This window comes from Rothia amarae, from assembly GCF_042677725.1.
Lineage (GTDB): Bacteria > Actinomycetota > Actinomycetes > Actinomycetales > Micrococcaceae > Rothia > Rothia amarae.
On record NZ_JBHUCN010000003.1, the window covers coordinates 74703 to 85110 of the forward strand.

General features: G+C 51.7%; 12 protein-coding genes. 7 read left to right on the forward strand and 5 right to left on the reverse strand.

The window, feature by feature from the left end:
• Positions 1–56: 56 nt before the first annotated feature.
• Entirely contained in the window at positions 57–698 is a 642-nt protein-coding gene (phoU, locus tag ACFR81_RS01295) for a phosphate signaling complex protein PhoU (RefSeq protein WP_343876321.1), read from the reverse strand.
• Between the two features lie 199 nt (positions 699–897).
• Here phoU and ACFR81_RS01300 point away from each other — a divergent pair, with 199 nt between their 5' ends.
• Both ACFR81_RS01300 and ACFR81_RS01305 read left to right on the forward strand, forming a co-directional pair.
• The gene (locus ACFR81_RS01300; protein WP_343876322.1) at positions 898–2139 is read left to right on the forward strand and encodes a sensor histidine kinase; all 1242 of its coding nucleotides are present in this window, start codon (positions 898–900) and stop codon (positions 2137–2139) included.
• Complete coding sequence (locus ACFR81_RS01305) at positions 2139–2819, forward strand: response regulator transcription factor (RefSeq protein WP_151146015.1); 681 nt, start codon at positions 2139–2141, stop codon at positions 2817–2819. The genes ACFR81_RS01300 and ACFR81_RS01305 overlap by 1 nt, the downstream gene beginning before the upstream one ends.
• A gap of 87 nt (positions 2820–2906) precedes the next feature.
• Here the strand turns inward: ACFR81_RS01305 and ACFR81_RS01310 are convergent, their stop codons facing one another.
• Complete coding sequence (locus tag ACFR81_RS01310; protein ID WP_343876323.1) at positions 2907–3464, reverse strand: hypothetical protein; 558 nt, start codon at positions 3462–3464, stop codon at positions 2907–2909.
• Positions 3465–3696: 232 nt separating this feature from the next.
• On the opposite strand from ACFR81_RS01310, the gene ACFR81_RS01315 reads away from it, so the two are divergent.
• From ACFR81_RS01315 to ispF, 3 genes are read left to right on the forward strand one after another with little or no spacing between them, the layout of a single operon-like run.
• Positions 3697–4182 carry a CarD family transcriptional regulator gene (locus tag ACFR81_RS01315; RefSeq protein ID WP_068168621.1) on the forward strand — a complete coding sequence of 162 codons (486 nt, stop codon included), beginning with the start codon at positions 3697–3699 and terminating at the stop codon, positions 4180–4182.
• A 50-nt stretch (positions 4183–4232) separates the two neighbouring features.
• Positions 4233–5000: a 2-C-methyl-D-erythritol 4-phosphate cytidylyltransferase gene (gene ispD, locus ACFR81_RS01320; RefSeq protein WP_343876330.1), complete on the forward strand. Its 768-nt coding sequence runs from the start codon at positions 4233–4235 to the stop codon at positions 4998–5000.
• Positions 4997–5479, forward strand: a complete 483-nt coding sequence (ispF, locus tag ACFR81_RS01325) for a 2-C-methyl-D-erythritol 2,4-cyclodiphosphate synthase (protein ID WP_068168622.1) — start codon at positions 4997–4999, stop codon at positions 5477–5479. Before ispD ends, ispF begins: the two co-directional genes overlap by 4 nt.
• Here the strand turns inward: ispF and ACFR81_RS01330 are convergent.
• A complete protein-coding gene (locus tag ACFR81_RS01330; protein ID WP_343876324.1) occupies positions 5448–6335 on the reverse strand; it encodes an alpha/beta fold hydrolase in 888 nt (295 codons plus the stop codon). The genes ispF and ACFR81_RS01330 overlap by 32 nt on opposite strands.
• Positions 6336–6498: 163 nt before the next feature.
• Here ACFR81_RS01330 and cysS point away from each other — a divergent pair, with 163 nt between their 5' ends.
• Together cysS and rlmB are read left to right on the forward strand one after the other, a co-directional pair.
• Entirely contained in the window at positions 6499–7920 is a 1422-nt protein-coding gene (gene cysS, locus ACFR81_RS01335) for a cysteine--tRNA ligase (protein WP_145175460.1), read from the forward strand.
• A 114-nt stretch (positions 7921–8034) separates the two neighbouring features.
• The gene (gene rlmB / locus ACFR81_RS01340) at positions 8035–9018 is read left to right on the forward strand and encodes a 23S rRNA (guanosine(2251)-2'-O)-methyltransferase RlmB (protein WP_068168629.1); all 984 of its coding nucleotides are present in this window, start codon (positions 8035–8037) and stop codon (positions 9016–9018) included.
• Positions 9019–9079: 61 nt separating this feature from the next.
• Here the strand turns inward: rlmB and ACFR81_RS01345 are convergent, their stop codons facing one another.
• Together ACFR81_RS01345 and ACFR81_RS01350 are read right to left on the reverse strand one after the other, a co-directional pair.
• Positions 9080–9535, reverse strand: coding sequence for a hypothetical protein (locus ACFR81_RS01345; RefSeq protein WP_068168632.1), 456 nt, complete (start codon positions 9533–9535; stop codon positions 9080–9082).
• Between the two features lie 267 nt (positions 9536–9802).
• Complete coding sequence (locus tag ACFR81_RS01350) at positions 9803–9958, reverse strand: hypothetical protein (protein WP_158004382.1); 156 nt, start codon at positions 9956–9958, stop codon at positions 9803–9805.
• Positions 9959–10408 lie beyond the last annotated feature (450 nt).

A 10408-nucleotide genomic window follows, 5' to 3' on the forward strand; every position in this document is an offset into this window, starting at 1 on the left:
CCCTTTGCTATGCCGTAATTGAGTAATACTGCTGGAATGTGCCAGCAGTAGTGGTTTTAGCTCCAGTCGCCGGTGACTAGGTAGGTTTCCTTGCGAGCTACAGAAACCCCGTGATCGCCAAAGCGCTCTAGGTAGCGGCTGGCGAGGGTCACGTCCACGGTGACCTGTGCCGAGTAGTTCCAGTCTTCAGCGTTCAGGGTTTTGAAGACTTCGCGGTGTAGCTCGTTGATGCGAGCCTTGTGAGCTGAGATTTCTTCGGAGTAGGTGAGATCCTTGGAATCAAGGAGCTTGATGACGGCGTCGATAATCTTCAAATCGAGCTCTACCATCTGTTCGAAGATGGGGGAGATGGATGCGGTCAGAGCTTTCTCGGGGAAGCGCATACGAGCAATCTGGGCGATGTGGCGTGCAAGGTCACCCATGCGCTCTAGTGACGAGCTCATGCGCAATGCCGCTACGATGTGGCGCAAATCGGAGGCTACGGGGCCCTGCAGAGCCAGGATGTCGATGGCGCGTTCGTCGAGCTGGGTCTGTAGAAAGTCGATGCGGGCATCGTTTGAGATTACTTCTTCAGCTTTGTCAATGTCTGCGTTGAGGAAGGATTCCGATGCGCGTACGAGTGCTTGTTTGACCAGGGTTGCAATTTGGATGAGTTCTTCGCCAACCTGGTGAAGTTCTGCTTGAAAGACTTTACGCACGTGCGCTGTCCTCTCGGGTTGAGTAGTTGGTCGTGGGCGGGCGGGGTCCCGCAATACGGCGCGGGTGCCCACACGTCTTTATAGCTTCCCAAAAATGAGTAAATAAATCGGGTGCTCTAAGTAAACGTTAGTTGAATCCGACGGGAACTTGCACTCTCGTGGGGTCTGGGGGGAAGTTTTTGTCGATAAGGTAGAAGGCGTGGATTCATTCCTCATTATTTTGATTTCGGTTTTGGTGGGCCTGTTCGTCGGTGTGTTGAGTATGTGGGCGGTCAACAAGAGTGATCGTGATCGTGCTCAGTGGGCCGATGTTGAAGAGCCAAGTATTAGTGACGGTGCAGCGGAGGTGCTGGCCGTTATTGGTCGTGCCTATGTGATTGTTGATGCGGTTGACGGTGTGGTTCAGGCTTCTCCGGGCGCGTATGCGCTGGGTCTGGTGAAGGGCCACACGATTGTTTCGCAAGAGCTGGTGGAAATGATTCACCGGGTGCGAAGCCGTGGCATCATTGTGGAGCGGGAAATAAAAATTACGCGAGGTACGGTCAATAAGACCCAGCTGGTGATTGATTTGCGAATCGCGCCGGTGGGGGACGAATACATTCTGGTTCTTGCCGATGACCGTACTGAAATTGCGCGTGTGCAGGAGGTTCGTAATGACTTCGTGGCGAACGTATCTCACGAGTTAAAGACTCCTGTGGGCGCAATCGGTTTGATGGCGGAGGCAATTGAGTCTTCTGCAGACGATGAAGAGTCCGTCAAGTATTTCTCTACCCGTTTGCAGAAAGAATCTAAGCGTTTAGCTGCGCTGGTGCAGGACGTCATTGAGCTTTCTCGTTTGCAATCTACCGACGTCGTGCGGCAGTCCAAGCTAGTCGATGTGAATAACCTAGTGGCCAGCGCGGTGGATTATAACCGGATTATGGCGGAGGGTAAAGACATCCAGCTGTTGGTGGGTGGACGGGCGCGCCGTCCTATCCACGGAGATCCCGAGCTTTTGGGTACGGCGTTGCGTAACCTGGTGGAGAACGCTATCCGTTATTCGCCAGAGAAAACAAAAGTCGGAATCGGTATCACCGAGAAAAACGGACAGATTAAGATATCTGTTAAGGACCAGGGCCCTGGCATCCCCGAGGATGAGCAGGATCGTATTTTTGAGCGTTTCTACCGGGTTGATCCGGCGCGTTCGCGTCAGACCGGTGGCACGGGCTTAGGTTTGTCCATTGTGAAGCATGTGATGGGTCAACACGGTGGAGAAATTACGCTGTGGTCTATCCCCGGTGAAGGTTCTACTTTCACCATGACTCTGCCCGCTGTGGATGAGCAGAGCGAACAAGATTTGCTGGGACCTGATATTGAGGGTACTCAGACGGTGAGCCCTAAGAAGCTCACGACGCCTGGCGGAGGTTCCGTTTCGGCGCTGAAGAAGAAGGACGCAAACTAGTGACCAGAATTTTGGTTGTTGAAGACGAAGAAGCATTGAGCGAGCCGCTTGCGTTTTTGCTAGGCCGCGAAGGTTTTGAAGTTCAGGTTGTAGATAACGGTGTCGACGCCGTCACTGAGTTTGAACATAACGGTGCTGATTTGGTGTTGCTGGATGTGATGCTTCCTGGGCAGTCTGGCATGGAAGTGTGCAAGCAGTTGCGTGCGATTTCGGCAGTTCCAATTATCATGCTGACCGCTAAGGATTCTGAGATTGATAAGGTCTTGGGTCTTGAGCTTGGCGCCGATGATTATGTGACTAAGCCTTATTCTTCGCGCGAATTAATTGCACGCGTGCGCGCGGTGTTACGGCGTCAGCATGAAGGCGAAGAAGTTTCTACGAATGCGGTGGAATCGGGCCCGGTGCGTATGGACATTGAGCGCCATGTGGTCACTGTTTCTGGTGAGAATGTGGCGATGCCGCTCAAAGAATTTGAGCTGCTAGAAATGCTCCTGCGCAACGCCGGTCGAGTACTGACTCGTTCACAGCTTATTGACCGGGTGTGGGGCTCAGATTACGTGGGGGATACGAAAACTTTGGACGTTCATATCAAGCGTTTGCGGTCCAAGATTGAACCTGATCCTTCGGTGCCTCGTTATGTGGTGACTGTTCGCGGTCTGGGTTATAAGTTCGAGCCCTAAAGAATCGTGAACATCGAATAAAGCGAGGGCCCTTACCTACCAGGTAAGGGCCCTCGCTTTGGCCTCCATCTGGATGAAGCCTATGTGTTACTGAGCAGGAGTAGTCTCCACGGGAGCGGACTCGTTGCCGTTAGGAGCGGAGGTCGATGCTGCAGAGGATTCAGCAGACGCCGCGTTAGGCAGGTAAGGTGCGTATTCTTCGAGGGTGCCGTCCAGAACAGGGATGTTCATCGTGGTGTTATCGGATCCGGCAGTTACCTTGGTGTTTTCTAAGATCAAACCGGGGTTAGCGCCAGAGGGGGAGACGATGAGCTTGTGGGCATCGTCTTCCAAACGGACGGTTTCGCCAGGCTTGACGGTTACTGATTTCGCACCGGACTCGAAGTTGAAATCAACGGTGACGTCGTTCTTGCCGTTGTTGATGATGGAGCCCAGCATACGACCGTCTGACTTTTCATTTTCGGCGATAACCATGATGTTGCGAAGGTCAATGTCTGCTACATCTGCGTTGACGCCATCGGAAGCGGCGTAGTGAATGGTGGTGGGCTGGTGATGGATATAGCCACAGCCGGTTGCTGAAAGCAAAGCGACTGCTAGGGCAGCGCCCGCGCCAGCGCGCTTGAGGGTGGAAGTTGCAAACTTCACGGCATGAACTCCTTGATGGTCATGAACTCTTCTATCCCAGTGAATGTGTGTGTTCTCCAGATAGAGATTAAATACAGAGTCTTTCGTGTACATTCTAACGGCTTATAGACAGAACGTCTGTATCGCGTGGCTTTCGAGTTGCAAAAGGGTGCAAGAAAGGCTTAACTGTTACGTAAGGATGCCCCTACTGTGCCTCGTGATAGAATAGGTAGGCTGAAAGGGGTTTATCCATATGCTTTTTGAGGTTGGCGAAACAGTCGTATATCCTCACCACGGTGCTGCAACGATCGAAGAGGTCAAGATGCGCAAAATTCGTGGCGAAGAAAAAATGTACCTAAAACTCAAAGTCGCGCAGGGCGATTTGGTGATTGAGGTACCTGCTGAAAATGTTGACATGGTGGGTATGCGTGATGTCGTTGACGAACGCGGTCTGCAGGAAGTCATCGACGTTTTGCAGGCAACCGATACTGAAGAAGCCGCTAACTGGTCACGTCGTTACAAGGCGAACGTTGAAAAATTGGCTTCTGGTGATGTTTTGAAGGTCGCTGAAGTAGTTCGTGACCTGTGGCGTCGTGAAAATGACCGTGGTCTATCTGCAGGTGAAAAGCGCATGCTGGCTAAGGCTCGTCAGATTCTTTCCTCCGAGGTTGCTTTGGCGAAGGACATCGATGAGGCGACTGCCGAGGGCGAGCTCGATAAGATTCTTGAGGCAGTTTAGGCTATAGAGTTTCTTCTGCTTCATCATATTTCAGGTAAGCTTCTGCTGTGATGGAGACCAATACTTTTTTGACGACGGCGAATGATTCTGTTGCTTCCGGGCAACGGGTCTTCGCCGTCGTTGTTGTTGCTGCAGGCTCTGGAAGCCGATTGGGTTACGGTTTGTCCAAGGCACAGGTACCCGTTGCAGGTAAGGAACTATTGCGGTGGGCACTGGAAGGTGTGAAGGCTACGGGATTGGCATCACGTCTTATCGTGACGGTTCCCGCTGGCGATACTGCGTTGACGGCTATTGCTGAGGAATTTGGTGCTTTGGCTGTCACAGGCGGCGCTACCCGTGCTGAATCAGTGGTGGCTGCGCTTAACGCGATTAATCGGGCTCCTGCGCAAGGGGGGATGAGCGATTCTGATCCCGATGCTGTTTTGGTTCATGACTGCGCTCGTTGCTTTACGCCGGTTGAAGCTTTTCACGCTGTAGCGCAGGCCCTCGAATCTGGCGAAAAAGCAGTGATTCCCGTGGTCCCCGTCGTAGATACTGTGAAGTCGGTCGATTCGGATGAGTACGTTTCAGGAACCCCCGCTCGTTCTCAGTTACGCGCTGTACAGACTCCCCAGGGGTTTGATCTTTCTACCCTTTTAGCTGCGTATGCGAAGGCATCGCAACAGGGTTTGGCAGAGAGTATTACAGATGATGCGATGCTCGCAGAGACTATGGGCATCCCCGTATTGTGCGTTGCCGGTTCCGAGGACTCTTTCAAAATTACTACTCGTTTAGACTTGGCACTTGCCCGCGCCCTGTATGAAAAGGAGAACTCATGATTATTCCCCGTACCGGCATTGGTATTGATGTTCATGCTTTTGGCGAAGAAGGTACTGAGCTGTGGGTCGCCGGTTTGCATTGGCCGGGAGAGTTAGGACTAAGCGGTCATTCGGACGGCGACGTCGTGGCGCACGCTGCAGCGGACGCGCTCTTTTCAGCCTCCGGTACCGGCGATCTTGGTTCTAACTTTGGAGTCGATCGTCCGGATATGAAGGGTGCCTCAGGGGTGCTCATTCTGAGTGAAGCGGCGGCGATTGTGCGAGAGGCTGGTTTCGAGATTGGAAACGTGGCTATACAGCTGATTGGCAATCGGCCTAAGTTCGCGCCGCGTCGTGATGAAGCGAATCAGGCGCTCACAGAAGCTGCAGGTGCTCCCGTTACCGTGACCGCAACTACTACTGACAAACTGGGGTTAACCGGTAGATCTGAGGGCGTAGCAGCATTGGCTACGGCGCTGGTCTATCCAAAGAATTCTTAAGGATGCCGGGGTACGCAACGTGTTTGATTTCTGTCAGTATTTCTTCGGCATGCTGCGTGAAAAGTGAAGCATGACCGCATCCGGGGAAAGAACGAACGGTGGCGTTTAGCTCTTGCCCTTGGGAGTAAGCCCCTTCTTTGCTGATGACTTGATCTCGTTCGCCCACCCATACCACGGTAGAGAAATGCTTTCTTGCCTGCTCAGGGGGTATGCCCCACTCACCGTAGATAGCTGTGTAATCTTGGATGGCGCCGCGAAAACTATGCTCAAATGCATGGGAATGCGAATGAATGAAACTTTCGATTGCTCTTGCTCGTTTAGCGCGTATATGTAAGAGACGGCGGCTAAGCGGAAGTAACAGGTTGTTGTGGAGAAGGTATTGAAGTCTCATCATTACAGGGATGGATCGTTCTTCGACGCGCGCAAACACACCTTCTTCAGGGGTGTAGGGGGCGATAAGCCCCAGGGCAGAAACTTTCTGTGGAAATGCCGTTGCACAGGCTAGCGCGTACGGTGTCCCTCCTGAATATCCCAATACTAGGCACTGGGTAATTTGAAGGGCATTCAGGATTTCTGCGGCATCAGCGGCCCAATCTTGCACGGTGCGATGGGGCATCAAGGTGCTTCCCCCACACCCCGGTCGGTCAGGAGCAATAAGTAGAATCTTTTTCTCGCGAGCAACCCGATCAAAAATTTGCGCTTCCCGGCCTGATCCCGGTGTCCCGTGGCAATAAAGAGCTACTGTCTGGGGATTTTCATTCTCCCCAAATTCATGCCATTCGGCGATTCTGCCGTCGCGAAGAACGATGCGGCGTGTTCTGCCGATGCGCAGCGCAGTATTGTGTGTGGAAGTCATGATAGGCACCTAAAATTCATCACCACTAGGAGCGTTTTTGCCGTCGCACCCATGATGAAAGCGAAAACTATATAGGTAAGCGTATCGGTTTCCTTGTCCTGTGAAACCTGGATTTTTACGGTGTACTACGCCCGCTCTTGCTGTTACCGCTAAACTGGTGCCTGTGACTATGCGTTTTTACGATACAGCGACAGCAACCATTCGAGATTTTGAGCCGGTTCGCCCCGGGGAGGCTAGCCTCTACTATTGTGGCGCCACTGTGCAGGGGGCTCCTCATATCGGACATGTTCGTTCGGCTCTGGTCTTTGACCAGCTCTCGCGTTGGTTGACCTACCGCGGGCTGAAAGTAACGACCGTTCGTAATGTCACGGATATTGACGACAAAATTTTGGCTAACTCAAACCGCTCTTTCGAAGAAGGGTTTGAGGGAGAGTTTCCCGGCGAAGAGTGGTGGGCGCTTGCCTATCGTTTTGAAAAGGTTTTCGCTCAGGCGTATGAATCGCTGGGTATCACACCTCCTACATATGAACCACGCGCAACGGGGCATATCCCCGAGATGCATGCCCTTATTCAGCGGTTGATTGATGAGGGTCATGCTTACCCCGCTTTAGATGATTCCGGAGATGTCTATTTCGACGTTAAATCGTGGCCTCAGTATGGTGCTCTGACCCATCAGAAGTTAGATGAGCTGAAAGACGCCGAAGATGCGGATCCTCGCGGTAAGCGAGACCCTCGTGATTTCGCGCTATGGAAGGGCTATAAAGTAGGCGAACCGGAAACCGCCGCATGGGATTCGCCGTGGGGTCGGGGACGGCCGGGCTGGCATCTGGAATGCTCGGCAATGGCAGGTAAATACTTGGGCGCTCGTTTTGATATTCACGGTGGCGGATTAGATTTGCGCTTCCCCCATCACGAAAATGAATTGGCTCAGTCTACGGCTGCCGGCGATAACTTCGCGAATTTCTGGCTTCATAATGGGCTAGTAACTTTCGAGGGCGAAAAGATGTCAAAATCCATAGGCAACACTGTATCGCCTGCAGATATGTTGCAGACCGCGCGTCCTTTGGTAGTTCGTTATTACCTGGGGCAGGCACATTACCGGTCGGTGCTGGACTACCGCCCTACTTCTTTAGAAGAAGCTAAGGTTGCGGTGGAGCGTATCGAAGCCTTTATTGCGCAGAATCTTGAAGGTATTAACCAGCACGCCGAGGTTCCTGGAGAGTTCGCGGCAGCGATGGACGATGATCTCAATATTCCCCGCGCGCTCGCGGTGCTTCACGAGAAGGTACGTGAAGGTAACGCTGAACGAGCTCAGGGCGCTGATGCAACTGGTATCGCCTCCCAAGTCTTCGCTATGGCAAAGGTACTGGGGTTGACTCAACTGATGAGTTTTGCAGGAAGCAGCGCCTCATCCGATGCTGAACATGCGGCTTTGGACTCGCTGATTCAAACGATGCTGGCGCAACGAACCGACGCTCGTGCCCGGAAGGATTGGGCAGCGGCAGATCAGATACGCGACGCGCTCGCAGAGGCTGGAATTACTATTAAGGACGGCGTAGAAGGCTCGTCCTGGTCTATCAGCTAGCGCACATTTTGGTGTAGTTGGTGTTTTATTCGACTACGCTATTGAAGATTCACAAACTTTAATTTTCTATATAGTTCTGCCACACCTGAGGGCTGAGCAACAAAAGAGGTTTTCATGGCTAAAGCAGGTCGCCGTCCCGGCGCAACAAACGCAAAGAAGGGTCCCACTAAGGGCACCGGCGGTAAGAACCGTCGTTCGCTTGAGGGCAAGGGCCCGACTCCCAAGGCTGAGGATCGTCCTTATCACAAGGCTTATAAGATGAAGCGTGCTGCTGAGCGCCGCCAGGCGGGTCAGCATTCGCGCCCTCAGCAACGTTTGGGCGGTAAGCGTACCAGCGAGGAATTGGTGACCGGCCGTAATGCTGTGCTGGAGGCTTTGAAGACTGAAATTCCTGCTAAGCATCTTTTCGTCATGAGCCATATTGAGGCTGATGAGCGAGTTAAAGAAATCATTAAGATTGCGAATCAAGAAGATTTGCCCTTGTTGGAGATTTCTCGTGGTGAGTTGGATAGGCTGACTGAGGGGTCTGTGCACCAGGGCGTGGCTCTGCAGATTCCTCCGTATAAGTATCCCGATGCTACTGATTTGATTCTGACTACTATGGAGAAATTCCATGAAGGTCAGCTTTCGACTCCTCCGCTTTTTGTGGCTTTGGATGGCATTACCGATCCTCGTAACCTGGGTGCGATTATTCGTAGCGTGTCAGCGTTCAATGGCGACGGCGTCGTCATTCCAGAGCGTCGTTCCGCTGCTGTTACTGCTTCGGCGTGGAAGACTTCTGCAGGCGCGGCTGCTCGTATTCCGGTAGCGATGGCAACTAACCTCACTCGTGTGGTTCAGCAGGCTAAAGATTCTGGTGTGTTCGTTGTTGGTTTGGACGGCGGTGGGGACATCGAGCTTCCTAACCTTGAACTTGCATCGGAGCCGCTGATGATTGTGGTTGGTTCTGAGGGTAAGGGCTTGTCTCGATTGGTGACTGAGAACTGCGATCAGATTGTTTCGATTCCGATTAGCTCTGCCATGGAGTCGTTGAATGCGGCAACTGCGGTCAGTATTTCATTGTATGAGGTTTCTCGGCGTCGTGCTCAGGGTAAGTAACTAGACTGAGTAGATGTAAAGGCGGGGAGTATCAATAGATACTCCCCGCCTTTATGTATCGCTAAGGTAATTCGTTAATCGAAGAAATTTCAGTGGATGGCGGAATAGTGACCAATGTGAACCATTCTCCGTAGGGAGCTAATCTAATCCAATTGGGTAGCCAATGAGGATCAGAGATATGCCCATCCATTTGGACTTCCTCAATCCCACGGTGTGCGAGAATGTCAAGTGTTCTGCGAAGGCAGCTTTGAATGATTTGTTCTCCATGGGGAGTGTTGCAGGAGGCTGTTTCGCCCATGAGCAATGGTTTACCGTCAACTATGTAGGTGGCGACGAAACCTTCAATGGAACCGCTGGAGCTGTAGACAATACTGGTAGCTTCTTTATCTATATCTTCTAATGCCTCACGTTGCAGAGTGAGTTGGTGCTCGCCTGATACAGGAGCCCATAGCTCATGGGTCCATTCATACATATCCACGTAGGCACGTTGAAAGATGTCTTGTTGTTCGCAGCGCAAAGCCTCTGCTGGAAACGTGAGGGTGAGTTCTTCTCGATGGATAAGCCTAGCCCTATCTGGAGGAACAACTTGTCGGGTGTATGCCCCTAGTTTGTGAGCGAAAGCAAGAGAGCCGGTATGAAGGTAGTTCCTGTAGGTAAAAGGAATATCTCGATGTCGCAATTGACTAACGAGTCTAAATACTTCGAAACCTAGCCCTTGACGACGGCGTTTTGGAGCGACTTCGATATACAGCCAGTACTCACTAGCGTGAGCTTTAGACGTATACTATTCAGCTATTGCTACTAGTTTTTCGTCGTGGAAGACGGCGAGAGCTCGCGTATCTAAATCTCTTATCTGGTCAGAACTTATACCCCGCATAGCAACCCATGCGGGTAAGGAAGCTTTAATCTCGGAGGTAAGCCAGCGATAGTAGAGGGTCATGATTCTAAGGTAGTTATCGATTGTTGCCGAGCTGGTTAAACTTCAGGGGAAATCTCCATTAAATGTGGTTTGTGACGCATTTATGACGTCATTCTGGGTGAATTTAGGGAGTTGCAAGAGTGGAAAACGCACATTTGAAGATAATTTGAAATCTTTTTGAAAATCTTTTTGGCCCTAAAAACCTTGATAATTAGCGGTGAAATCGATAATCACACAGTTGTAAGTTAGCTAGCACACTACTTTTCGAGTTGCAAGGCTATCTGGGGGTGCGTATAGTTATGGGAGTCGCAAGGGCACGAAGCGAAAAACTTCGAACCGAAGCGAACGTCGAAATTACATAGGGTGTTGAAGAGATGAAGAAAAGATAAACTTCATCGCTTTGTTATGTGGTGTGTTTCACGGTTGTTCGTGTTGCATGGTCGCTGGACACCTGGTAAGCTAGACGAGTTG